Origin of the sequence: Streptomyces actuosus, assembly GCF_016921115.1 — a bacterium.
Classification (GTDB): Bacteria; Actinomycetota; Actinomycetes; order Streptomycetales; family Streptomycetaceae; genus Streptomyces; species Streptomyces actuosus_A.
Map to the genome: position 1 here is coordinate 335,247 of NZ_JAFFZS010000002.1, position 22,730 is coordinate 357,976.

A 22,730-nucleotide genomic window follows, 5' to 3' on the forward strand; every position below is an offset into this window, starting at 1 on the left:
ATCTCCGGTTGCGGGAGGCACGGTCGGTGCCGTCGGCGTCGCGTGAGGTGGGGCCGGTCACCGGGGGCGTTTCGGTGCGGAGTTCAGGAGGTGGTGTTCGGCGGCCGTGAGCGGGGGGCCGTCCAGCTGCGGGCGCAGTGGGCCGGCGAGTGCGGCGAGGAGGACGTCGGGCCTGACGAGGGTGACGGGCGGGGCCTGGAGGGTGAGGACGTCGGTGAGTGCCGTCGCGGCGCGGAAAGAGCCCGTCGCGGTGCGGGACAGGCGGCCGACGTAGCGGTGCAGGAGACGGTCGGCGAGGTTCGGGCTGCGGCCGGTGGTGGTGGAGAAGTGGATGTCCTGGCCCACGGCCAGGGCCCACGCGAGGTCGACGGGGCGGGCGACGGCCCGCTGGGCGCGGCGGGCCAGTCCCGCGGACGGTCCGCCGGCCGGGCCGTCGCGGAGCAGGTCGCGCAGCGCGGCGGCGCCCTGCGCGGCCACCGACATGCCCTGCCCGTGGACCGGGTTGAAGGCCGCGACGGCGTCGCCCAGTACCACCAGGCCCTCCGGCCAGGAGGCGAGGCGCTCGTAGTAGGAACGGCGGTTGGCCGTGCTGTGGGTGACGCTCACCTCCGTGAGCGGCTCGGCGTGCGCGAGGAGGTCGGCGACCACGGGGTGGCGCAGGGTGCGGGCGAACGGTTCGAAGGCGTCGGCGTCGCGGGTGGGCCGGCCGCCGGGGGCGCCCATCAGGCTGACGTGCCAGCGGTCGCCCTCGATCGGCAGGATGCCGCCGGCGTTGCCGGGACGGGGCAGACGGGGGTCGGCGTTCACGGCGACCATGGGCCAGTCCCGGGTGGGCACCGGGGCGCGGTAGATCCGGCTGGCGTAGACGAGCCCGGAGTCGATGCGGTCCCGGCGCAGGCCGCCGATGCCCAGCCGGGCGAGCCACTGCGGGGTGCGGGAGGCCCGGCCGGAGGCGTCGACGACGAGGTCGGCCGTCAGCTCGGTCTCCCCCTGCCCGTCGGCGTGCAGGCGCACCCCGGTGACCTGCCTGCGGTCGCCGAGCAGCCCGACGGCCGTGGTGCGGGGGCGTACGCGCACGCGCGGGTCCTTGAGCACCGTCTCCCGGACCACGTGGTCGGTCAGGTCCCTGCTGGCGGCGACGAGGTAGTGGGTGGCCCGCCGCCAGCGGCGGTACCAGCCCTCGGGGGAGTGGATGACCGTGTTCGTGGTCATCGGGATGCGGTGCGCGCCCTCGGCCAGCAACTGGTCGAGGACGCCGGGCAGGAGGCCGTCGATCGCCTCGGCGCCGCCGGACTGCAGCAGGTGCAGGTGTGCCGCCTGGGGTACGCCCACCCGCGGGCCGGGTCCGTCGGGCAGGTCGTGGGCCTCGATGATCTCGACGCTGCCCACGTGGTCCTTGACGGCCGCGGCGGCGAGCATCCCGGCGATGCTGCCCCCGACGACGACGGCACGTGCAGCGGTCCGGCTCGGGGTTTCCTTCATGGCGTGCTGCTTTCTGCGGGGGCACGGTCGTGCCGGCGGATGCCTCGGACGACGGGTGAGGCCAGTGCCCGGGAGATGGGGGCCAGGGCCGGTGAGCGCCACGGCGAGGGGCGTGCGCGGTCCGGCACCCGGCCCGGTGCGGCACGTTGCCGCTGGACCGCCGTGACGATCATGGCGGCGTCCGCGACGGCCGCGGCGCGGGCCGCGTCGTCGCCGGACCGCAGGGCTGCCGCGTGGGCCGCGTCGCGCACCGCGGGGTCGCAGTAGGGCGTCAGCGCCAGGAGGGCGTCGTACAGGGCTGTCTTCCGGCTCGTCAGCAGCACGGTCGGCGGGGTGCGCCACCACGACAGCAGCGTGCGGACGGCACCGGGGGCGGGCACGTGTTGCAGGAGCCCGCACAGCGGTGCCAGCTGCCGCAGCCGGCGCACGGCCCGCACGGTCTCCGCCACGCGGGGACCGGCGAGCGGCAGAGCGAAGCCGACGGCGCCGAGGAAGGCGGACAGGGCGGCGAACCGCGGCGAGACCTCGTCGACGAGGAAGTCCAGGTCGTGCCCGGACCATCGGGCTCCCACGGCGGCGAGCCGGGTGACGTCGTACGACAGGTGCATCAGGTAGGCGGAGACGAGCAGCCGCAGACCCGCGCGGAGCCAGCCGCCGATCTGCCGCGACCAGCGCAGGCACAGCAGGATGTTGGCGGTCGCCGCGACACCGTGGGCGACGAGATAGGTGACGATCATCTCCCGGATGAAGGGCGTGTCGGCGTAGTAGACGTCGAACAGCGTGATCTGTTCCACCGGAGTGCTGCCCGCGGCGAACAGCAGGAAGACGGCGACGATCGCCAGGCCGTAGAAGGCCGTGCACCGGCGTGCCAGGCGGCGGGTCTGCTCCGCGGGCCCCGGCCGCCAGTGGATGATCAGCAGGAGGCTCGAACCGGAGTACGCGGTCAGCGTCGCGTACACCACGGGGGCGGAGAAGTTGGTGATCCCGGTGAGCCGGTTGAGCGCGACGATCGTGCCCGGGGCGGCGAGGAACATGATGCATCCGCCCGCGAAGAGGAGTCTGCAGGCCGCGCGCAGCAGCGCGTCGTGCGGCCGCTGGATCAGCGCGGGCACCTTCACCGCGCAGACCAGCAGCAGGGCGCCCCCGCTGCTGAAGTACATGAGGTTGCCCGGCCCGGACGTCACCTTGCTGTTCTCCTTCTCGGGACGGGCACGGTGCGGGCGCGCGGCGCCGGGGCCGGGGCGGGGGCGGGGGCGGGGGCGGGGCCGCCGGATCAGATCCGGCGGATGCGGTGGACCATGGACGCCTGGATGCGGCCGGCCAGGTCGTGCGCCTCGCCCGGCGGGCGGGTTTCGTGCAGCGCCCTCTGTACGTCGGTCGCGAACCGGAAGCCGAAGCGTTCCGCGTCGCGCTCCTCCTCGCCCTCGCGGGTGTCGCCGCGCCCGGCGAACGGGAAGGCGGCGAACACGGAGGCGACGTGCCTCGGCTTCACGGGTCTTCCCCGTGCCGCCCCGGCTGTCCCTGCCGCCTCGACCGCCTCCGCCTCGGGTCCCCCCGCCTTCACGGTGCCCGGCGGCGTGGACCACGGCCGGGTGGACCTCGCCTGTGCGGACCTCGGCGGTGCGGACCGGGTGGTCGGCGGTGTCGCCGGTCGGGAACCGGCGGCCCCGGGGTCCCGGGGCCCGGGAGCTGCGGGCCGCCCGTACTCCCCGGGACCGTTTTCCGCGGTCCCGTGCTTCCCCGGTTCCGGTACGCCCGTCTCCGACGCGGTGACCGAGGCCACGACGTCCGCCAGAACGGTCGACGCCTCGCCGCCCGACGCGCGGGACGCCACGGGGCCGTGGTGCGTGACGCCGCCGCAGTGGCCCTGGAACATGTGCCAGGCCTCATGACCGATGATCACGAGCTGGTGCTCCGGCTCGGTGTTCTCCTCGTAGACGATGAGGTCGTGGTCGACACGGTCCACCCAGAGCCCGCTCGCGGTCAGGGGAGGGAAGGCCGCCGCGCGCAGCCGGACCGGTCTGCCCCGTACACGGCTGAGTGCCTCGCCGAGCGCGGGGACGACATCCCCGCCGCCGGGAGGCAACGTCAGGTTCTCGACGAGCCGGGCGCTGAGGCGCCGCATCGCCCTCGCACCTGCGGTCACTGGTCTGCCTCCCCGTCGTCGCGGTCCAGCGGTGCCTTCGGCCTCGTGCCGAGCATGTCGAGCATCCCGACGGCTCGAATCGAGCGCCGCTCACTCACGGTTCCTCGGCGGAAGGCATCGGGCTTCGCGCGCCGGTACACGCGCTCACCCGTGCCGGCCACAGGGGATTCCACGAGGGACCCGGCGTAGGCGCGGAGCCGACACCCTACGCTCCGGACTTTGTCAACTCAACGCACAGCAAAGGGTGTTGGCGCATGTCCGCCGGGTGCGGGCCGGAGCCGAACAGGAAGGGGCGCTTCACATCGGCCGAATCACGCCGGTCGGAATTGCCCTCCTTCGCCGAAGGGAAGGAGCCGTGTGCGTTCCGGACCGCCGTACCTGCGGTGACGGTCGGCGGCTTTGCCGATGCTCTCAAGGTGCGCGGGCTCCCGGTGGCCGGGCGGGGCGCTTCGGGAGAGGGCGAGTCGTCCACAGGGTCTGACGCGTTTCCGCCGCCGGCTGTACGGTCGGCTCCAGTTGATGTTCGTCCTGGTGTGCGGTGAGTGCGGGGGAGGCGGTCGGAATGACTGGTACGGGTGTGGCGGCGGGCGGGCGCACGGTGCCTCCGGCGGAAGTACCGGGATCACCGAAATCACCGGAGTTGCTTGAGTCCTCGGAGTCCTCGGAGTCCTCGGAGTCCTCGGAGTCCTCGGAGTCGTCGGGGCTCTCGGGTTCGCGGGGTACGTCGGGCATCTCGGGCTCCTCGGGGGCCGCGGTGCGGCGGCTGCCGCGGGTGCGGGGGTTCGCCGAGTGGTCCGGCGCGGGTGACGGGCCGGCCGGCTCGCCGAAGGCGGAGGGCAAGGCGCTGCGCCACCGGGTGCCCCGCGCGGCGCACGCCGAGCTCGACCTCGACACCGGGCGTCCGGACGCGGTGAGCGCGGTCGAGGAGTCCAACCGGGGCCGGCTGCCCGAGCTGACGCCGATACGGGTGGGCAGGATGGCGGCCACGCCGTTCGCGTTCCTGCGCGGTTCCGCGGGCCTCATGGCGTACGACCTGGCCCGTACCCCGGTGACCAGGATCCGCGCCCAGCTCTGCGGCGACGCCCACGCGGCCAACTTCGGCCTGTACGGCGACGCGCGCGGCGGTCTGGTCATCGACCTCAACGACTTCGACGAGACGGTGTACGGCCCCTGGGAGTGGGACCTGAAGCGGCTCGCCGCCTCGCTGGTGCTCGCGGGCCGCGAGGCAGGCGCCGACGAGGACACCTGCCGTGCGGCGGCCCACGACGCGGTCGGCGCCTACCGGCACACCCTGCGGCTGCTGGCCAAGCTGCCGGTCCTGGACGCGTGGAACGCCATCGCCGACGAGGAACTCGTCTCCCACGCCGACGCCCACGACCTGCTGGGCACGCTGGAGCGGGTCTCGGAGAAGGCACGGGCCAACACCAGCGGCCGCTTCGCGGCGAAGTCGACCGAGCGGGCCGAGGACGGCGGGCGCCGCTTCGTCGACGCGCCGCCCGTGCTGCGCCGGGTGCCGGACCAGGAGGCCGCGGCCGTGGCGGCGTCCCTGGAGTCCTACATCGGAACGCTCCCGGAGGACCGGCTGCCGCTGCTGGCCCGGCACGCGGTGCACGACGTGGCCTTCCGCGTCGTCGGCACCGGCAGCGTGGGCACTCGCTCCTACGTCGTGCTGCTCCTGGACCACCGGGGCGAGCCGTTGGTGCTCCAGGTGAAGGAGGCGCGGCCCTCGGCGCTGGTGCCGCACCTCGCCGCTGCCGGCTTCGACGTGCCGGCCCCCGGTCACGAGGGGCGCCGGGTGGTGCTGGGGCAGAAGCGCATCCAGGTCGTGAGCGACATCCTGCTCGGCTGGACCACCGTGGACGGCCGCCCCTTCCAGGTCCGGCAGTTCCGCAACCGCAAGGGCAGCGTCGACCCGGCCGCGCTCGCCGCCGACCAGGTCGACGACTATGCCCGGATGACCGGAGCGCTGCTGGCCCGCGCCCACGCCCACAGCGCCGACCCGCGTCTCCTCGCGGGCTACTGCGGCAAGAACGACGAACTGGACGAGGCGGTGGCCGCGTTCGCCGTCGCCTACGCCGACCGCACCGAGGCCGACCACGCGGACCTGCTGGCGGCGGTCCGGTCGGGGCGGATCGCCGCGGAGACGGGGGTCTAGGAGCGATCCCGGCCTGTGGCCGGCAGGGACCCTCGGGTGAGGCCCTCCGGCTTCCCGGCCTGGTCCCGGGCCGGTCCTGGCGCCGTCCCGGCAACCGGTCCCGCGGTCCTGGCGCCGTTCCGGTCTCGGGGCGGTCGGCCGGGCCCGGGCCGCAAGGGGCGCGCGGGCCGGGCCCGTCCCGGTCGCGAAGCGGTCGGCGGACCCCTGTGCGGGCGCCTGACGTGAACTCGCCCGCCACGGCGTCGATTTACCGTTGCCGTGCTGTCGTCGGCTGCGCATCCTGCTGGGATGCGCTTCTCCGTCAATATTCCCAACTTCGGTGACTTCGCTGATCCCCACAACGTCGTGACCGTGGCGGTCGCCGCCGAACAGGCAGGCTGGGACGGACTCTTCGTCTGGGATCACGTACTGCACCGGCAGCACCAGGGGCGCCCCTTCGCGGACCCCTGGATGCTGCTCACCGCAGCCGCGCTGGCGACCTCCCGCATCCGGCTGGGCACCCTGCTGACGCCGGTCCCCCGCTACCGTCCGCAGCAACTCGCGCGCCAGGTGGCCACCTTGGACCATCTCAGCGGCGGCCGGGCGATCTTCGCCGCCGGCCTGGGCGGGCCGGTCGAGGACGAGTACCGCAGCTTCGGCGACGCCGCCGAGCCCCGTCTCCTCGGCGAACGGCTGGACGAGGGGCTGGAGGTCCTGGGGCGCTTCTGGTCCGGTGAGCCGGTGAACCACCAGGGCAGGCACTACGAGGTCCGGGACGTGACACTGCTGCCCGCCACCGTGCAGCGGCCCCGTCCACCGGTGTGGATCGGCGGATTCTGGCCGCGCCGCCCGCCCATGCGGCGGGCAGCGCGGTGGGACGGCGCGGTACCGCTCTTCGAGACGGCCCGGCACGGCCACGTACCGGATGTGGCGGAGGCACGGGACCTGATCGGCTATGTGCGCAGGCACCGCACGGCCGGGTCCGAGCACCCCTTCGAGTTCGTGCTCGGAGGTGCTACGCCCGCGGACGCGGCCAGGGCCCGGGACGTGATCGGTCCGCTGCGCGACGCCGGCGCCACCTGGTGGGACGAGCGGCAGGTGCAGACCGGCCCCGCCCTGGACCGCCTGCCCCCGGTCCTGCGCCGCGTCGAGGCGGGACCGCCGCTGCTCTGACCCTCCGGTCCCGAGCGCACCGGGCTGCCTGCGGGGCGTCCGGCTCGTGCGGTGCGGGTGCCTGCCGAGTGCCGGGGGGTGGTGCCGGGCGCCGGGCGGGTGCTGTCGGCGGCGGGGCCGCCGTGCTCCGGCCGTGGCCGGAGTGCAGCGCTAGGCTGTTCGGATGACGACCCCGGACAGTGAGCAGTCACGGCCCGAGGAGCGGCTGGAGCGTGCCGTTCGGGCCGCCGAGCAGGCGCTCATCGAGTACGAGATCGCGGTGGAGACCTTCCGTGTCGAGGTGGAGAACTTCTCCCGGCTGCACCACCAGCGGCTCGGCCCGATGTACGCCCGTCTGGAGGAGCTGGACGCGCAGATCGCGGAGGCCAGGGCCGCGCGCACCGGCGCCCCCGAGGACCGGCGCCGCGCCGAGGAACTGCGCTCCCGGCTGTTGCCGATGCCGGAGGTCGAGGAACTGTTCCACGGCTGGATGGACGGCCAGGGGCTCTTCCCGGAGGCCGCGGCGATGCTCACCGAGCAGCCGGTACAGCCCCCGCAGCGGGTCCGCCCCAGCGATGAGGCCCGTCGGCTCTACCGGGACCTGGCCCGCAAGGCCCACCCCGACCTGGCCCAGCAGGAGGAGGAGCGCAGGCGGCGCGACGAGTTCATCACGCGCGTGAATGCCGCCTACGCCCGCGGTGACGAGGCCGAGCTGCGGGACCTGGCCGAGGAGTGGGCAGCCGGACCGGCGCCGAAGGAGGCCGGTCCGAGCCGCGCCGAGGAGCTGTACGCCCGGCTGGAGTGGCTGGCCGGGCGCAAGGAGATGCTCACCGCCCTGCAGCGGGAGCTGGAGGACAGCGCGATCGGATCGCTGCTGCGGCTCGCCCCGGACGATCCCGACCGCCTGCTGGAGGACATCGCCGAGAAGCTGCTGGGCGACGTCGCCGCGCGGGAGGACGAGCTGAGCGCACTGGCCGGGCAGTCGTAGGCCTCGTCGCCGCGAGCGCGTCCGGTAGCGTCGGGGGCATGGTTTTCGGAGCTGGTGTGCCCACGGTCGGGATCGACGACCTCAAGGACGACGACTTCCTGCTCGACGTCCGTGAGCGGGACGAGTGGCAGGCGGGCCACGCCCAGGGGGCGCTGCACATCCCCATCAGCGAGTTCGTGGCACGGTACGGCGAGCTGACCGAGGCGGCGCCGCAGGACGGGCGGGTCCATGTGATCTGCCGTTCCGGCGGCCGGTCCGCACAGGTCACGATGTACCTGGTGCAGCAGGGCGTCGACGCGGTGAACGTGGACGGCGGCATGCAGTTCTGGCAGGCCGCGGGCCGCCCGGTGGTGACCGACGCGGGGCAACCCGGTCACGTCCTGTAAGGGGACGTCGCCGGGCCCTGTTCCCGGATCCGTTCCGGGTCCCTCCTCGCGGGCGCGACTCCGGTTCCCGCCCCTCGGTGTCGGTCCCGTCCCTCGCACCGGCCGTGCCTCGGTGTCGGTCCCGTCCCTCCGCCCGTCCCGTGCCTCCGTATCGGTCCCGTGCCGCCGCGCCGGTCGTCTCTCCGTGCCGCCCGTCGCCGACGGGTACCGAGCGCCGACCGGCCGGGCGGGGACGGGACCGTCCCACCGGTGACCCGTCCCTTCGACTCCGGGCGGGGCCCGCGCGGAACGGCGTCGTAAGGTGGCCCCGGCCCGACCGGGGCTGTGCCGGACACGCGAGGCTGAGTACCGTTCCGTGCGCGAGCGCCCGGCGGCGGCGCGGCGGGCGGCCGTCCGACGGGCGCGGGACGAGACCGGAATCGGGGAACGGGGCGGAATGGACGCGTACGGCGGACACCACACGCAGGACGGCGGTGCGGACGCCCCGCATGCGGGGCCGGACGACGCCGTACCCACCCGTCCGGACACCGCCGTGAGCGTCGGGTCCGCTGCCGCCCCACCCGCCCCCGCTGCCCCGCCCACCCGCACGGACGCCGAACCACCCACCGCCTGTGACCCGGCCCCGGCCGCCCCGCAGACACCGGCACCGGCATCCCCAGCGGAACCGGAGCGGGAACCGGAACCGGCGGAAGCGGCTGGGCCGTTCGCACGGGCAGAGCACTCCGCGCCGGCAGAACCTGCCTCGGCGGCCCCCGCCCCGCCGATCGCACCGGTCCCCGCCCCGCCCGCGGCACCGGAGCCGGGGGTGTCCCCTGCTCCGCCGCGGACCGGCGTCGCGGCGCTCTCGTTGCGCTACCGGATCGGTGCCGCCGCCGCGCTCGCGGTGGTGGCGATCGCGGTGTGCCTGCACCTGGGCGTGGTGTTCCTGCACGTCGCCCCGTCGAACACGGTCACCAAGCGGCACGGCGAGGCGATCGACGACTGGGTCTACCCGGAGTTCGAGCAGAACTGGAAGCTGTTCGCGCCCAACCCGCTCCAGCAGAACATCGCCGTGGAGGTACGCGCCCAGGTGCGTACCGCCGGCGGCGAGGTCCGCACCACGGGCTGGTACGACCTGTCCGCCGAGGACGGCCGCGCCATCGAGGGAAACCTGCTGCCGAGCCACACCCAGCAGAACGAACTGCGCCGTGCCTTCGACTACTTCACCGCCACGCACAACGCCGACAACCGGGCGGTGAGCCCACGCGGCACGCTCTCCGAGTCGTACCTGCGGCGCGTGGCGGTGCTGCGGTTGCGGCGCGAGGGCGCGCCCGGTGAGGGTGCCGCCGTGGAACGGGTCCAGGTCCGCTCCCGCACCACCAACGTCCGCCCGCCCTCCTGGAGCCGTGAGCAGGTGTCGCTGGAACCGGTGTACCGGGTGATGCCCTGGTGGGTCGTTCCCGCGGACGAGACCGGCGGAGGCGTGCGATGAACCGGTTCTCCTCGAAGCTCTCCACGGCCATCGCCCGGGTCACCGAGGCGGCCCACGCCCCCTACCAGTCGGCCGTCATCCGCATCGGCTTCGCGGCGACGTGGCTGCTGTTCCTGCTGCGCGAGTACCCGCACCGGGAGGAGCTGTACGGCCCCGACAGCCCGTGGAGCTGGGACCTCGCCCAGCAACTGCTCGGCATGAACCACGCCTTCACGACGCTCATGTGGTCGGACAGCCGGCTCTGGTTCGAGGCGGTCTACGCGCTCGCGGTCGTCTCCGCCGCGTCGCTGGCCCTGGGCTGGCGCACCCGCACGGCATCGGTGCTGTTCATGGTGGGCGTGCTGTCGCTGCAGAACCGCAGCGTCTTCATGGGCGACGGCGGCGACAACGTCCTCCACCTGATGTCGCTGTACCTCGTCTTCACCCGCTGCGGCCGGGTGTGGTCGCTGGACGCGCGCCGCGCGCGGCGCACGCAGCGGTCACGCGCGCGCGGCGAGCACGTCGTGGACCGGGCCGGCCCCGCTCTGTGGGCCGTGCTCGGGGCGGTACTGGTCGCGGCCACCGCGCTGGGCCGGTTCGACTGGACGGAGCCGCTGGTTCCCGCCCTGCTGTGGGGCATGTGGGTGGCGCACGCGCTGTGGTGGCTCACCGGTCGGTCCGGCCGCACCGCCGAGCCGCGGATCCTCCTCGACGTGATCGGCAACGTCCTGCACAACGCCGCGCTGCTGGTGATCATGGTGGAGGCCTGCCTGATCTACGCGACGGCAGGCTGGTACAAGATCCAGGGTTCGCGCTGGCAGGACGGTACGGCCGTGTACTACCCGCTGCACCTGGACTACTTCTCGCCGTGGCCGGCGCTCGGCGGACTGCTGGCGGCGAGCGGCACCATGGTGCTGCTGGTGACGTACGGCACGGTCGTCGTGCAGGTCGCCTTCCCGTTCACCCTGTTCAACCGGCGGGTGAAGAACGTTCTGCTGGCGCTGATGATGACCGAGCACGCCGTGATCGCCGTCGTCCTGGGTCTGCCGTTCTTCTCCCTGGCGATGATCGCGGCGGACGCCGTGTTCCTGCCGACGTCCTTCCTGCACCGCGTGAGCGGGTGGGCGGCACGCGCACGGGGACGCCTGTCCCGGCGCCGCGGCACCGCCGGACTGCCCGTGCCGCGCGCCCCGGGGGACGCGGCGCACCCGCAGGCGGGCCCGGCTGCGGCCGTCCCTCCGGCGGCTTCCCCGCCCGCGGCGTCACCCACGCCCGTGTCGCCTACGTAGGCTGCACGGCATGACCGATCCCGTACGCGACTGGCAGCGGTGCGCCGGCACCTGCGTGCTGCTCGACGGCTTCCACGCCGTCAAGCACGCCGTGCGCTTCGGCGCCGAGGTGCCGGTGGCGGTCGCCGTCGACCGGGCCGCCGCCCTCGCCCTCGCCGGCGAGCTGGCCCCGGACGTGCGGCAGCCGCTGGAGGCGCTGCTGACCGAGGTCCCGCAGACCGTGTACACCTCACTCGTGCCGCGCCCGCACCCCACCGGGGTGGCCGCCCTGGCCGTACGGCCCTCCCGAGAGGCCAACCTGGAGCGGTTGCGGCAGGTGCCGCGCAGCGCCCCCGTCGTCGTCCTGGACCATCCGCGCAACCTCGGCAACGCGGGCGCGGTGATCCGGCTGGCGGCCGGTTTCGGAGCGGCCGGGGTGGTCACCACCGGCACGCTCGACCCCTGGCATCCCACCGTGGTGCGCGGCGGCGCCGGGCTGCACTTCGCGACAGCGGTGGAGCGGCTGGACGCCGCCGGGCTGCCGCCCGGGCCGCTGTTCGCGCTCGACCCGGAGGGCGAGGACCTCCGCGGTGTGGAGCTCCCGGACGACGCGGTCCTCGCCTTCGGCTCCGAACGCAGCGGCCTGTCGTCCGACCTGCGCGCGCGGGCCGACCGCCTGCTGTCGCTGCCGATGCGGCCCCAGGTCTCCAGCTACAACCTCGCGACCAGCGTGGCGATGACGCTGTACCACTGGAGCCTCGGCGGGCACACCGCGGCGCGGCCGGCGCTCTGACCGAGCCGCCCGACGAGGCGGGGGACGCCGTCGCCCGCGGAAGCCCGCCCCGCGGGGACGCCGTGTTCCTCCCGGCAGGGCCTACCGGGAGGAACCGCCGGTTTCCGGCAGGGCCTGCCGACCCTGCCGGTCATCGCATCAGGCCTGCCGGCGGACCTCCACGACACGGAAGCGGTTGGCGACGAACGCGCCGTCGCACAGGGCCGCGTTGGCCGCCGGGTTGCCGCCGGAGCCGTGGAAGTCGGAGAAGGCCGCGGTCTGGTTGACGTACACCCCGCCGGTGAGGTTGAGGGACAGCTGGGCGGCCTCCTCCAGGCAGACCTCCTCCACGGCCTCTTCGACCTCGGGGTCGGTGGTGTACGCGCCGACCGTCATCGCGCCCTTCTCGCGGATCGTGCGCCGCAGCAGTTCGATCGCGTCGGTGACGGAGTCGACGGCGACGGCGAAGGAGACCGGGCCGAAGCACTCGTTCATGTAGGCCGCCTCGGCGTCCGGCTTGGCGCCGTCCAGCTTGACGACGACCGGGGTGCGCACGACCGCGCCGGGGAAGTCGGGGTTGGCGACCTCGCGGGAGGCGAGGACGACCTCGCCGAGACCGGAGGCGGCCTCCAGGCGGGCCTTGACGTCCGGGTTGACGATGGCGCCGAGCAGGGCGTTGGCCCGCGCGTCGTCGCCGAGCAGGCCGCCGACCGCGCGGGCGAGGTCGGCGGTGACCTCGTCGAAGGTCTTCGGGCCCTCGTCGGTGCGGATGCCGTCCCGGGGGATCAGCAGGTTCTGCGGGGTGGTGCACATCTGGCCGCTGTACAGCGACAGGGAGAAGGCCAGGTTGGACAGCATCCCCTTGTAGTCGTCCGTCGACTCCACGATCACCGTGTTGACGCCGGCCTTCTCGGTGTAGACCTGCGCCTGGGTGGCGTTGGCCTCCAGCCAGTCGCCGAAGGCCGTGGACCCGGTGTAGTCGATGATGCGGATCTCGGGGCGCGTGGCGAGGTTCTTCGCGATGCCCTCGCCGGGGCGCTCGGCGGTCAGCGCGACCAGGTTGGGGTCGAAGCCCGCCTCGGTGAGCACCTGGCGGGCGACCTGCACGGTGAGCGCGAGCGGCAGCACGGCGCGCGGGTGCGGCTTGACCACGACGGCGTTGCCGGTGGCGAGGGAGGCGAACAGGCCCGGGTAGCCGTTCCACGTCGGGAAGGTGTTGCAGCCGATGACCAGGCCGATGCCGCGGGGGACGGGCGTGAACTGCTTGGTGAGCGCGAGCGGGTCCCGCTTGCCCTGCGGCTTGGTCCACTCCGCCGTCTCGGGGGTGCGGACCTGCTCCACGTACGCGTACGCCACCGCTTCCAGGCCGCGGTCCTGGGCGTGCGGGCCGCCGGCCTGGAACGCCATCATGAACGCCTGGCCGGAGGTGTGCATGACGGCGTGCGCGAACTCGTGCGTGCGGTCGCTGATCCGCTTGAGGATCTCCAGGCATACCGCGGCGCGGATCTCCGCCCCCGCGTCGCGCCACGCCCGCAGGCCCGCCTTCATGGCCGGAAGCAGCACGTCGAGGTCGGCGTGCGGGTACTCCACGCCCAGTTCGATGCCGTACGGCGACACCTCGCCGCCGACCCAGCCGTCCGTGCCGGGCTGGCCGAGGTCGAGCCGGGTGCCCGGCAGGGCGTCGAAGGCGGCCTTGCCCGCCGCCGCGTCCAGGCTGCCGTTCTCCCCGTAGGCCTTCGGGTGCTCGGGGTGCGGTGACCAGTACGCGCGCGTGCGGATCGTCTCCAGCGCCTGGTCGAGGGTCGGCCGGTGCTTGGCGATCAGCTCGTGGACGGTCAGTGCGGCGGCCATGCGGGACCAACTCCTCGTGTGAAGAACTCGCCGTCGAGTTCATGACCTGGGCAGAACATGGGCAGGAACAGCCAGTCGGAGTTAGAGTAACCGAACGATCGGTCGGGACAAGGGGGCCTGCCGCATCTGTGGAAAACCCCGTGCGGGAGGATCGCGCTCATGACAGCACTCGACCTCAGCAGCCCCGTGGCCGTCGTCGGCACCGGCACCATGGGCCAGGGCATCGCCCAGGTCGCTCTGGTCGCCGGCCACCCCGTCCGGCTGTACGACGCCGCCCCGGGGCGGGCCCGGGAAGCGGCCGACGCGATCGGCGTCCGCCTGGACCGGCTCGTCGCCAAGGACCGGCTCACCGGCGCCGACCGCGACGCGGCGCGCGCCCGCCTGACGCCCGCCGAGAACCTCGCCGACCTGGCCGACTGCGCGCTCGTCGTCGAGGCCGTCCTGGAGCGGCTCGACGTCAAACAGGAGCTGTTCCGCGCGCTGGAGGAGATCGTCCACGACGACTGCCTGCTCGCCACCAACACCTCCTCGCTGTCGGTCACCGCCATCGGCGGCGCCCTGCGCAACCCGGGCCGGCTCGTCGGCCTGCACTTCTTCAACCCGGCTCCGCTGCTGCCGCTGGTCGAGGTCGTCTCCGGCTTCGCCACCGACGTCACCTCCGCCACACGCGCGTACGAGACCGCCCGCGCGTGGGGCAAGACGCCGGTCGCGTGCGCCGACACCCCGGGGTTCATCGTCAACCGCATCGCGCGGCCCTTCTACGCCGAGGCCTTCGCCGTCTACGAGGCCCAGGGCGCCGACCCCGCCACCATCGACGCGGTGCTGCGCGAGTCCGGCGGCTTCCGCATGGGCGCCTTCGAACTGACCGACCTGATCGGCCAGGACGTCAACGAGTCCGTCACCCACTCGGTGTGGCAGTCCTTCTTCCAGGACGTGCGCTTCACCCCCTCGCTCGCCCAGCGGCGCCTGGTCGAGTCCGGACGGCTCGGCCGCAAGAGCGGCCACGGCTGGTACGACCACCGCGCCGGCGCCGACCGCCCCGAGCCGCACACCGCCGAGCCGCAGCAGCCCCCCGCCTACGTCGTCGCCGAGGGCGACCTCGGCCCCGCCTCCGAACTGCTCGCGATGATCCGCGAGGCCGGCATCCGGGTCCGCGAGGAGGACGAGGACAACGGCACCCGCCTGGTGCTGCCCGGCGGCGGCCAGCTGGCCCTCGCCGACGGCCAGACGTCCGTGGAGTTCCGCGACGTCGTCTACTTCGACCTCGCGCTCGACTACCGCAGGGCCACCCGCATCGCCCTGTCCGCCTCGCAGGACACCTCCCCGCAGACCCTCGCCGAGGCCACCGGCCTCTTCCAGGCGCTCGGCAAGGACGTCAGCGTCATCGGCGACGTCCCCGGCATGATCGTCGCGCGCACGGTCGCACGGATCGTCGACCTCGCGCACGACGCGGTCGCCAAGGGCGTCGCCACCGAGGAGGACATCGACACGGCGATGCGCCTGGGCGTCAACTACCCGCTCGGCCCCTTCGAATGGAGCCGCCGGCTGGGCCGCAACTGGGCGTACGCCCTCCTCGACGACCTGCACCTGCGCGACCCGTCCGGCCGCTACGCGCCGTCGCTCGCGCTGTACCGCCACGCGTACGCGTCCGACAAGCGGGAGGTCAGCGGCTCATGACCACCGCCAAGCGCGACGCGTACACGCCCGAGACGCTCCTCTCCGTCGCCGTTCAGGTCTTCAACGAGCGCGGCTACGACGGCACCTCCATGGAGCACCTCTCGCGGGCGGCCGGCATCTCCAAGTCGTCGATCTACCACCACGTCGCCGGCAAGGAGGAGCTCCTGCGGCGCGCCGTCAGCCGGGCGCTGGACGGGTTGTTCGGCATCCTCGACGAGGAGCACGCGCGCGAGGGACGGTCCGCGGACCGGTTGCAGTACGTGATCCGGCGCATGGTCGAGGTGCTCATCACCGAGCTGCCGTACGTGACGCTGCTCCTGCGGGTGCGCGGCAACACCTCCACCGAGCGCTGGGCCCTGGACCGCCGCCGCGACTTCGATCACCGTGTCGCGGACCTGCTCAGGGCCGCCGCCGACGACGGTGACGTCCGCGGCGACGTCGAGGTCCGCCTCGCGACCCGCCTGGTCTTCGGCATGATCAACTCGATCGTGGAGTGGTACCGCCCCGACGGCCGCGGCGCGGGGGAGCGCGAGGTGGGGGACGCGGTGGTGCGCCTGGTGTTCGGGGGGCTGCGGAAGGCGGAGTGACGGCGCGGTGACGGCGGTCTCCGGGGCCGTCCGGCCCGCGGGCCCGCTCCGTGCGGATGGCCGGTCCGCGCGTACGCCCGGCCGGTACGGCCGGGATCGGAATCACCCCTGCGGTTCGAGGTCCTCCTCCTCGAAGACCAGCAGGGTGCGCGTGCTGAGGACCTCCGGGATGGCCTGGAGGCGGGTGAGGACCACCTCGCGCAGGGCGCGGTTGTCGGGGGTGTGGACCAGCAGCAGGACGTCGAAGTCCCCGCCCACCAGGGCGATGTGGGAGGCGCCGGGCAGGCGGCGGAGCTGCTCGCGGACCGTGCGCCAGGAGTTCTGCACGATCGTCAGCGTGATGTAGGCCGAGGTGCCCTGGCCGGCCCGCTCGTGGTCGACGCGGGCCCCGAACCCCCGGATGACGCCGTCCTCGATGAGCCGGTTGATCCGCGCGTAGGCGTTGGCGCGCGACACGTGGACCTGCTCCGCCACCGACCGTATCGAGGCGCGCCCGTCGGCCTGCAGCATCCGCAGGATGTCCTCGTCGATCGAGTCCAGCGGACGCGGCGGAGGCAGAGGGGGACCGGTGTCCGGGCCCTCGGCCATTTGTTCAGATGCCACGTCCCCCCGCCTCTCTACCATGGACGTACTGCATCCATCTCAGGTTGTGGAGGACCGTTTGTCCACAGCCTGGGGGTGCCTGTAGCCAAAATGTGCCGGCGACCGAACAATCGGTAGGTGAGGCGCATCACAGACGCTGCGCCTCTCAGCCACTCCCATGAGGAGGTGCCGTCATGACGGTCATGGAGCAGCGCGGCGCGTACAAGCCGTCGCCGCCGCCCGCCTGGCAGCCCCGCACGGACCCCGCGCCGCTGCTGCCCGACTCCGAGCCCCACCGCGTCCTCGGCACCGAGGCGGCGGCCAAGGCCGACCCCGCGCTGCTGCGCACCCTGTACACGCAGCTGGTGCGCGGCCGCCGCTACAACGCGCAGGCGACCGCCCTGACCAAGCAGGGACGTCTCGCCGTCTACCCCTCCAGCACCGGCCAGGAGGCCTGCGAGGTCGCCGCCGCGCTCGCCCTGGAGGAACGGGACTGGCTCTTCCCCAGCTACCGCGACACCCTCGCCGCGGTGGCCCGGGGCGTCGACCCCGTCGAGACGCTCACCCTCCTGCGCGGTGACTGGCACACCGGCTACGACCCCTACGAGCACCGCGTCGCCCCCCTCAGCACCCCCCTCGCCACCCAGCTCCCGCACGCCGTCGGTCTCGCCCACGCCGCCCGCCTCAAGGGCGACGACGTGGTCGCGCTGGCCATGGTCGGAGACGGCGGCACCAGCGAGGGCGACTTCCACGAGGCCCTGAACTTCGCGGCGGTCTGGCAGGCCCCGGTCGTCTTCCTCGTCCAGAACAACGGCTTCGCGATCTCTGTGCCGCTCGCCAAGCAGACCGCCGCCCCCTCCCTGGCCCACAAGGCCGTCGGGTACGGCATGCCGGGCCGCCTGGTCGACGGCAACGACGCCGCCGCCGTGCACGAGGTGCTCACCGACGCCGTGCGCCGCGCACGTGAGGGCGGTGGCCCGACGCTCGTGGAGGCGATCACCTACCGCCTCGACGCCCACACCAACGCCGACGACGCCACCCGCTACCGCGGTGCCGACGAGGTCGACGCCTGGCGCGACCACGACCCGATCCTGCTGCTGGAGCGGGAACTGACCGAGCGCGGTCTGATCGACGAGGACGCGGTCGAGGCCGCCCGCCAGGACGCCGAGGCCTTCGCCGCCGCCCTGCGCGAGCGCATGAACCAGGACCCGGTGCTCGACCCCATGGACCTCTTCACCGACGTCTACGCCGAACCCACCCCGCAACTGCGCGAACAGCGGGCCCAGCTGCGCGCCGAGCTCGAAGCCGAGCAGGAAGGGGCGCACGGATGACCACCGTCGCCGTCAAGCCGGCCACCATGGCGCAGGCCCTCACGCGCGCGCTGCGCGACGCGATGGCCGCCGACCCCGCCGTGCACGTACTCGGTGAGGACGTCGGCACGCTGGGCGGTGTGTTCCGGGTCACCGACGGTCTCGCCAAGGAGTTCGGCGAGGACCGCTGCACCGACACCCCGCTCGCCGAGGCCGGCATCCTCGGCACCGCCGTCGGCATGGCGATGTACGGGCTGCGCCCCGTCGTCGAGATGCAGTTCGACGCGTTCGCCTACCCGGCGTTCGAGCAGCTGATCAGCCATGTGTCGCGCATGCGCAACCGCACCCGCGGCACGATGCCCCTGCCCATCACGGTCCGCGTCCCCTACGGCGGCGGCATCGGCGGCGTCGAGCACCACAGCGACTCCTCCGAGGCGTACTACATGGCGACTCCGGGGCTCCATGTCGTCACGCCCGCGACCGTCGCCGACGCCTACGGCATGCTGCGTGAGGCCATCGCCTCCGACGACCCGGTCGTCTTCCTCGAACCCAAGCGCCTGTACTGGTCGAAGGACTCCTGGAACCCTGAGGAGCCGTCGACGGTCGAGCCGATCGGCCGCGCGTCGGTCCGGCGCACCGGGCGGAGCGCCACCCTGATCACCTACGGTCCGTCGGTGCCGGTCTGCCTGGAAGCGGCCGAGGCCGCGCGCGCCGAGGGCTGGGACCTCGAAGTGGTCGACCTGCGCTCCCTGGTGCCCTTCGACGACGAGACGGTCTGCGCGTCGGTCAGGCGCACCGGGCGGGCGGTCGTCGTGCACGAGTCGGGCGGGTTCGGCGGTCCGGGCGGCGAGATCGCGGCGCGGGTCACCGAGCGGTGCTTCCACCACCTGGAGGCACCGGTGCTGCGCGTGGCCGGGTTCGACATCCCCTATCCCCCGCCGATGCTGGAGAGGCACCACCTCCCCGGTGTGGACCGGATCCTGGACGCCGTGGCGCGTCTGCAATGGGAGGCCGAAGGCTGATGGCACAGGTGCTGGAGTTCAAGCTCCCCGACCTCGGGGAGGGGCTCACCGAGGCGGAGATCGTCCGCTGGCTGGTCCAGGTCGGGGACGTCGTCGCCATCGACCAGCCGGTCGTCGAGGTCGAGACGGCCAAGGCGATGGTCGAGGTGCCCTGCCCCTACGGCGGTGTGGTCACCGCCCGCTTCGGCGAGGAGGGCCAGGAGCTGCCCGTCGGCGCGCCGCTGCTGACGGTCGCCGTGGGCGCCCCGTCCTCGGACGGCCCCGGCGAGCCGGGTGCCGGCAGCGCGGCGGACGCCGGCTCCGGTTCGTCCGCGGCGGGCGGTTCCGGTGCGGCCGAGACCTCGGGCAACGTCCTCGTGGGCTACGGCACCGGCGCACCCCCGGCGCGGCGACGCCGCGTCCGGTCGGCCACCACCCCGGCGACGCCCCCGTCCCCTGCGGCCGACGGCGCGCGGAGGGGTGCGCCCGCGGCCCCCACGTCCTCCCCGACGCCGACGGCCACCGTGCCCGTCGCCGCTCCCGGTGAGGGCCCCGTCCCCGTGATCTCGCCCCTCGTGCGGCGGCTCGCCCGCGAGAACGGCCTGGACCTGCGCCGGCTGCACGGCTCCGGTCCCGACGGCCTGATCCTGCGGGCGGACGTCCAGCAGGCCGTGCAGGCCGCCCAGGCCGAGCCCGCCGCGCCGACGGCCCCGCAGCCGCAGACGCGGGTGACGCCGGCACGCCCCTCCTCCGCGCCCGAGGGCGGCCTCCGCGTGCCCCTCAAGGGTGTCCGCGGTGCCGTCGCCGACAAGCTGTCCCGCAGCCGCCGCGAGATCCCGGACGCCACCTGCTGGGTGGACGCCGACGCGACGGAACTGCTGCGCGCGCGGGCCGCGATGAACGCGGGCGGACGGTCGAAGATCTCCCTCCTGGCTCTGCTGGCCCGCATCTGCACCGCCGGACTCGCCCGGTTCCCCGAGCTCAACTCCTACGTCGACACCGACGCCCGGGAGGTCGTGCAGCTCGACCACGTGCACCTCGGCTTCGCCGCACAGACCGATCGGGGTCTTGTCGTCCCCGTCGTGCGGGACGCCCAGGCGCGTGACGCCGAGTCGCTGACCGCGGAGTTCGCGCGGCTGACCGAGGCGGGCCGGGCCGGGGCGCTCACACCGGCCGACCTGACCGGCGGGACCTTCACGCTGAACAACTACGGAGTGTTCGGTGTCGACGGCTCCACGCCGATCATCAACCACCCCGAGGCCGCCATGCTCGGCGTCGGCCGCATCATCCCCAAGCCGTGGGTGCACGAGGGCGAGCTCGCGGTCCGGCAGGTCGTCGAGCTGTCGCTCACCTTCGACCACCGGGTGTGCGACGGCGGTACCGCGGGCGGCTTCCTGCGGTACGTCGCCGACTGCGTCGAACAGCCGGCGGTGCTCCTGCGCACACTGTGACGGCCCGCCCCCCGCGTTTTCCCCGAGAGCCCGGGCCCGCATACTCGGGGGGTGACCGTCGACCAACCGACCGGCCTCCGTGGCACCGGTCCCGACCCCGCGCCGGGACCGGTCGCCGGCGTCGGTGAGGCCCGCGGCTCCTTCGACGCCGTCGTCCTCGCCGGGGGCGCCGCCCGGCGGCTCGGGGGTGCCGACAAGCCCGGCGTGCGCGTGGGCGGGCGGGCGCTGCTGGACCGCGTGCTCACGGCCTGCGCCGGTGCCGGCACGACGGTCGTCGTCGCCGACCCCCGCCCCACCGTCCGGCCGGTGCGCTGGGCCCGCGAGGAGCCGCCCGGCGGCGGCCCGCTGGCCGCACTCGACACCGGACTGCGGCACATCAGGGCCGATCATGTCGTCGTCCTCTCCGCCGACCTGCCCTTCCTCGCCGCGCCGACGGTCCGGCGGCTGGTGTCCGCCCTGCGGACCACCGGCGCCGACGGCGCGCTGCTCACCGACGGCGGCGGACGGGACCAGCCCCTCGTCGCCGCCTACCGGTCCGCTGCCCTGCGCCGCGGGCTCGCCGCGCTCACCGACGCGCACACCGGCCTGACCGGTCTGCCGCTGCGCAGACTGACCGCCGCGCTCGACCTCACCCGTGTCCCGGACCCCGTCGCCTCCTTCGACTGCGACACCTGGGACGACATCGCCACCGCCAGGGCACGCATCAGGGAGCATGGGCACGTGTTGGATGAATGGATCTCCGCAGTCAAGGACGAGCTGGGCATCGACCTCGCCGTCGACACCAAGCTCCTGCTCGACCTCGCCCGGGACGCCGCTCACGGCGTGGCCCGCCCCGCGGCCCCGCTGACCACCTTCCTCGTCGGCTACGCCGCCGCGCAGGCCCAGGGTGGCCCCGAGGCCGTCGCCGAGACCGCCCGCAGGGCAGCCGCCCTGGCGCGACGCTGGGCCGAGGAGTCCGGCACCGAGGAGTCCGGCACGGCCGGGGCCGAGGGCGCGCCCGGTACCGCACCCGACAACCGCCCGGACGCCGGATGACCGCCCCGGACGTCCGCAGCGGTCACGACGCCGACGACTTCGACGTCGAGGAGGTGCTCGCCCTCGTGAAGGACAGCCGCGCGTCCGGCAGCCGCCGCACCCCCGCCGGCCACGGCACCGCGCCCGGCCCGGAGCACGGCGACGCCCACGGACCCCGGGACCCCGGGCACCGCCATCGGGCCACCTCCTGGTCCGAGGCGCGCTCGATCGCCGCACGCGCCGGACGGCCGCGCGCCGACGCCGTGCGGCGCAACCCCGTCTCCGTGCCGCTCGACGCCGCCTTGGGCCTGGTCCTCGCAGCGCCGCTCGCCGCCCTCACCGACCTGCCGTCCTTCGACACGTCCGCGATGGACGGCTGGGCCGTCGCCGGTCCCGGCCCCTGGGACGTCCGCGGCACCGGAGTGCTCGCCGGGCACGCGGCGCCCGAGGCCCTGGCCGACGGCGAGGCCGTCCGGATCGCCACCGGCGCCCGCATCCCCGCCGACACCACCGCCGTCCTGCGCAGCGAGCACGGACGCACCGACGACGCGGGCCACCTGCACGCCACCCGCGACGTCACGCACGGCCAGGACATCCGCCCCCGCGGCCAGGAGTGCCGCAGCGGCGAACATCTGCTGCCCCTGGGGACCCTGGTGACCCCGGCCGTGCTCGGTCTGGCCGCCGCCGCCGGGTACGACACGCTCACGGCCGTACCGCGCCCGCGGGTCGACGTCCTGGTTCTCGGGGACGAGCTGCTCACCGAGGGGCTGCCGCACGACGGTCTCATCCGGGACGCGCTCGGCCCCCTGCTGCCGCCGTGGCTGCGCGCCCTGGGTGTCGAGGTCGGCGCCGTCCACCGGGTCGGCGACGACGCCGACGCCCTGCACCGGGCGGTCGCGGGCTCCGATGCCGACCTGGTCGTCACCACCGGTGGTACGGCCGCCGGTCCGGTCGACCATGTCCACCCGACCTTGCGGCGCATCGGTGCCGACCTTCTCGTCGACGGTGTGAAGGTGCGTCCCGGGCACCCGATGCTGCTGGCACAGATCGCGGACGACCAGCACCTCGTCGGTCTCCCCGGCAACCCCCTGGCCGCCGTCTCCGGCCTGCTCACACTCGCCGAGCCCTTGCTGCGCTCCCTCGCGGACCGCCCCAGCGCCCCGACCTTCGCGCTGCCCCTCAAGGACGGGGTGCACGGGCACCCGTACGACACCCGGCTGGTCCCCGTCGTCCTGCGTGGCGACCGTGCCGTCCCGCTGCACTACAACGGCCCGGCCATGCTGCGCGGCATCGCGGCGGCCGACGCCCTCGCGGTCGTCCCGCCGGGCGGCGCACGACCCGGCCAGGAGACGGAGCTGCTCGGCCTGCCCTGGGTGGCCGGAGGCATCAGCGCCTGTTTCGCGTGAAACGTCGCAGTGCGGCTCTCCTCAGGGGAAACGCCGCCGTTCGGGTCTGTTTCACGTGAAACACCGCGCTCCC

The 22,730-nt window shown here is 74.2% G+C and carries 19 protein-coding genes; 14 read left to right on the forward strand and 5 right to left on the reverse strand.

What is annotated here, in order from left to right:
* Window positions 1–57: 57 nt before the first annotated feature.
* The 3 genes from JS756_RS04425 to JS756_RS38510 all read right to left on the reverse strand — a co-directional run bounded on the left by JS756_RS04425 (window position 58) and on the right by JS756_RS38510 (window position 3,607).
* Window positions 58–1,482 carry an FAD-dependent oxidoreductase gene (locus JS756_RS04425; RefSeq protein WP_205381574.1) on the reverse strand — a complete coding sequence of 475 codons (1,425 nt, stop codon included), beginning with the start codon at window positions 1,480–1,482 and terminating at the stop codon, window positions 58–60.
* Window positions 1,479–2,666, reverse strand: a complete 1,188-nt coding sequence (locus JS756_RS04430; RefSeq protein WP_205381575.1) for a DUF6545 domain-containing protein — start codon at window positions 2,664–2,666, stop codon at window positions 1,479–1,481. Before JS756_RS04430 ends, JS756_RS04425 begins: the two co-directional genes overlap by 4 nt.
* 89 nt (window positions 2,667–2,755) lie before the next feature.
* Entirely contained in the window at window positions 2,756–3,607 is an 852-nt protein-coding gene (locus tag JS756_RS38510; protein WP_205381576.1) for a hypothetical protein, read from the reverse strand.
* Window positions 3,608–4,190: 583 nt separating this feature from the next.
* On the opposite strand from JS756_RS38510, the gene JS756_RS04440 reads away from it, so the two are divergent.
* From JS756_RS04440 to JS756_RS04470, 7 genes are all read left to right on the forward strand, one after another.
* Window positions 4,191–5,783 (forward strand): DUF2252 domain-containing protein, encoded by a 1,593-nt coding sequence (locus JS756_RS04440; protein WP_438817284.1) that lies wholly within the window; start codon window positions 4,191–4,193, stop codon window positions 5,781–5,783.
* Window positions 5,784–6,071: 288 nt separating this feature from the next.
* On the forward strand, window positions 6,072–6,935 hold the full coding sequence (locus JS756_RS04445) for an LLM class flavin-dependent oxidoreductase (protein WP_205381577.1): 864 nt from the start codon (window positions 6,072–6,074) through the stop codon (window positions 6,933–6,935).
* A 163-nt stretch (window positions 6,936–7,098) separates the two neighbouring features.
* Window positions 7,099–7,902: a hypothetical protein gene (locus JS756_RS04450; protein WP_205381578.1), complete on the forward strand. Its 804-nt coding sequence runs from the start codon at window positions 7,099–7,101 to the stop codon at window positions 7,900–7,902.
* Between the two features lie 56 nt (window positions 7,903–7,958).
* Window positions 7,959–8,288: a rhodanese-like domain-containing protein gene (locus JS756_RS04455; RefSeq protein ID WP_205381710.1), complete on the forward strand. Its 330-nt coding sequence runs from the start codon at window positions 7,959–7,961 to the stop codon at window positions 8,286–8,288.
* Between the two features lie 436 nt (window positions 8,289–8,724).
* Window positions 8,725–9,759 (forward strand): DUF5819 family protein, encoded by a 1,035-nt coding sequence (locus JS756_RS04460; protein WP_205381711.1) that lies wholly within the window; start codon window positions 8,725–8,727, stop codon window positions 9,757–9,759.
* Window positions 9,756–11,027 carry an HTTM domain-containing protein gene (locus JS756_RS04465; RefSeq protein ID WP_205381579.1) on the forward strand — a complete coding sequence of 424 codons (1,272 nt, stop codon included), beginning with the start codon at window positions 9,756–9,758 and terminating at the stop codon, window positions 11,025–11,027. Before JS756_RS04460 ends, JS756_RS04465 begins: the two co-directional genes overlap by 4 nt.
* Window positions 11,028–11,037: 10 nt before the next feature.
* Window positions 11,038–11,799 carry a TrmH family RNA methyltransferase gene (locus JS756_RS04470; RefSeq protein WP_205381580.1) on the forward strand — a complete coding sequence of 254 codons (762 nt, stop codon included), beginning with the start codon at window positions 11,038–11,040 and terminating at the stop codon, window positions 11,797–11,799.
* 138 nt (window positions 11,800–11,937) lie between these two features.
* Here JS756_RS04470 and paaN read toward each other — a convergent pair whose 3' ends face one another.
* The gene (paaN, locus tag JS756_RS04475) at window positions 11,938–13,629 is read right to left on the reverse strand and encodes a phenylacetic acid degradation protein PaaN (RefSeq protein WP_205381581.1); all 1,692 of its coding nucleotides are present in this window, start codon (window positions 13,627–13,629) and stop codon (window positions 11,938–11,940) included.
* Between the two features lie 159 nt (window positions 13,630–13,788).
* Between paaN and JS756_RS04480 the strand changes: the two genes are divergently transcribed.
* Together JS756_RS04480 and JS756_RS04485 are read left to right on the forward strand one after the other, a co-directional pair.
* Complete coding sequence (locus JS756_RS04480) at window positions 13,789–15,306, forward strand: 3-hydroxyacyl-CoA dehydrogenase (protein ID WP_205381582.1); 1,518 nt, start codon at window positions 13,789–13,791, stop codon at window positions 15,304–15,306.
* Window positions 15,303–15,893 carry a TetR/AcrR family transcriptional regulator gene (locus JS756_RS04485; RefSeq protein WP_205381583.1) on the forward strand — a complete coding sequence of 197 codons (591 nt, stop codon included), beginning with the start codon at window positions 15,303–15,305 and terminating at the stop codon, window positions 15,891–15,893. The genes JS756_RS04480 and JS756_RS04485 overlap by 4 nt, the downstream gene beginning before the upstream one ends.
* Window positions 15,894–15,995: 102 nt before the next feature.
* Here JS756_RS04485 and JS756_RS04490 read toward each other — a convergent pair whose 3' ends face one another.
* Window positions 15,996–16,481, reverse strand: a complete 486-nt coding sequence (locus tag JS756_RS04490; RefSeq protein ID WP_205381712.1) for an Lrp/AsnC family transcriptional regulator — start codon at window positions 16,479–16,481, stop codon at window positions 15,996–15,998.
* A gap of 188 nt (window positions 16,482–16,669) precedes the next feature.
* Between JS756_RS04490 and pdhA the strand changes: the two genes are divergently transcribed.
* The 5 genes from pdhA to JS756_RS04515 are packed head-to-tail and all read left to right on the forward strand — an operon-like array spanning window position 16,670 to window position 22,657.
* The gene (pdhA, locus tag JS756_RS04495) at window positions 16,670–17,806 is read left to right on the forward strand and encodes a pyruvate dehydrogenase (acetyl-transferring) E1 component subunit alpha (protein WP_205381584.1); all 1,137 of its coding nucleotides are present in this window, start codon (window positions 16,670–16,672) and stop codon (window positions 17,804–17,806) included.
* Window positions 17,803–18,807: an alpha-ketoacid dehydrogenase subunit beta gene (locus JS756_RS04500; protein WP_205381585.1), complete on the forward strand. Its 1,005-nt coding sequence runs from the start codon at window positions 17,803–17,805 to the stop codon at window positions 18,805–18,807. The genes pdhA and JS756_RS04500 overlap by 4 nt, the downstream gene beginning before the upstream one ends.
* Window positions 18,807–20,237, forward strand: coding sequence for a dihydrolipoamide acetyltransferase family protein (locus JS756_RS04505; protein WP_205381586.1), 1,431 nt, complete (start codon window positions 18,807–18,809; stop codon window positions 20,235–20,237). The genes JS756_RS04500 and JS756_RS04505 overlap by 1 nt, the downstream gene beginning before the upstream one ends.
* Before the next feature lie 51 nt (window positions 20,238–20,288).
* Window positions 20,289–21,272 carry an NTP transferase domain-containing protein gene (locus tag JS756_RS04510; RefSeq protein ID WP_205381587.1) on the forward strand — a complete coding sequence of 328 codons (984 nt, stop codon included), beginning with the start codon at window positions 20,289–20,291 and terminating at the stop codon, window positions 21,270–21,272.
* Window positions 21,269–22,657 carry a molybdopterin molybdotransferase MoeA gene (locus JS756_RS04515; protein ID WP_205381588.1) on the forward strand — a complete coding sequence of 463 codons (1,389 nt, stop codon included), beginning with the start codon at window positions 21,269–21,271 and terminating at the stop codon, window positions 22,655–22,657. The genes JS756_RS04510 and JS756_RS04515 overlap by 4 nt, the downstream gene beginning before the upstream one ends.
* Window positions 22,658–22,730 lie beyond the last annotated feature (73 nt).

What these genes read in the sequence shown, in the direction of transcription:
- JS756_RS04425 (WP_205381574.1), bottom strand. Translation starts at nt 1,482, where the DNA reads ATGAAGGAAACCCCGAGCCGGACCGCTGCACGTGCCGTCGTCGTCGGG.
- JS756_RS38510 (WP_205381576.1), bottom strand. Translation starts at nt 3,607, where the DNA reads ATGCGGCGCCTCAGCGCCCGGCTCGTCGAGAACCTGACGTTGCCTCCC.
- JS756_RS04440 (WP_438817284.1), top strand. Translation starts at nt 4,191, where the DNA reads ATGACTGGTACGGGTGTGGCGGCGGGCGGGCGCACGGTGCCTCCGGCG.
- JS756_RS04445 (WP_205381577.1), top strand. Translation starts at nt 6,072, where the DNA reads ATGCGCTTCTCCGTCAATATTCCCAACTTCGGTGACTTCGCTGATCCC.
- JS756_RS04450 (WP_205381578.1), top strand. Translation starts at nt 7,099, where the DNA reads ATGACGACCCCGGACAGTGAGCAGTCACGGCCCGAGGAGCGGCTGGAG.
- JS756_RS04460 (WP_205381711.1), top strand. Translation starts at nt 8,725, where the DNA reads ATGGACGCGTACGGCGGACACCACACGCAGGACGGCGGTGCGGACGCC.
- JS756_RS04465 (WP_205381579.1), top strand. Translation starts at nt 9,756, where the DNA reads ATGAACCGGTTCTCCTCGAAGCTCTCCACGGCCATCGCCCGGGTCACC.
- JS756_RS04470 (WP_205381580.1), top strand. Translation starts at nt 11,038, where the DNA reads ATGACCGATCCCGTACGCGACTGGCAGCGGTGCGCCGGCACCTGCGTG.
- paaN (WP_205381581.1), bottom strand. Translation starts at nt 13,629, where the DNA reads ATGGCCGCCGCACTGACCGTCCACGAGCTGATCGCCAAGCACCGGCCG.
- JS756_RS04480 (WP_205381582.1), top strand. Translation starts at nt 13,789, where the DNA reads ATGACAGCACTCGACCTCAGCAGCCCCGTGGCCGTCGTCGGCACCGGC.
- JS756_RS04485 (WP_205381583.1), top strand. Translation starts at nt 15,303, where the DNA reads ATGACCACCGCCAAGCGCGACGCGTACACGCCCGAGACGCTCCTCTCC.
- JS756_RS04490 (WP_205381712.1), bottom strand. Translation starts at nt 16,481, where the DNA reads ATGGCCGAGGGCCCGGACACCGGTCCCCCTCTGCCTCCGCCGCGTCCG.
- pdhA (WP_205381584.1), top strand. Translation starts at nt 16,670, where the DNA reads ATGACGGTCATGGAGCAGCGCGGCGCGTACAAGCCGTCGCCGCCGCCC.
- JS756_RS04500 (WP_205381585.1), top strand. Translation starts at nt 17,803, where the DNA reads ATGACCACCGTCGCCGTCAAGCCGGCCACCATGGCGCAGGCCCTCACG.
- JS756_RS04505 (WP_205381586.1), top strand. Translation starts at nt 18,807, where the DNA reads ATGGCACAGGTGCTGGAGTTCAAGCTCCCCGACCTCGGGGAGGGGCTC.
- JS756_RS04515 (WP_205381588.1), top strand. Translation starts at nt 21,269, where the DNA reads ATGACCGCCCCGGACGTCCGCAGCGGTCACGACGCCGACGACTTCGAC.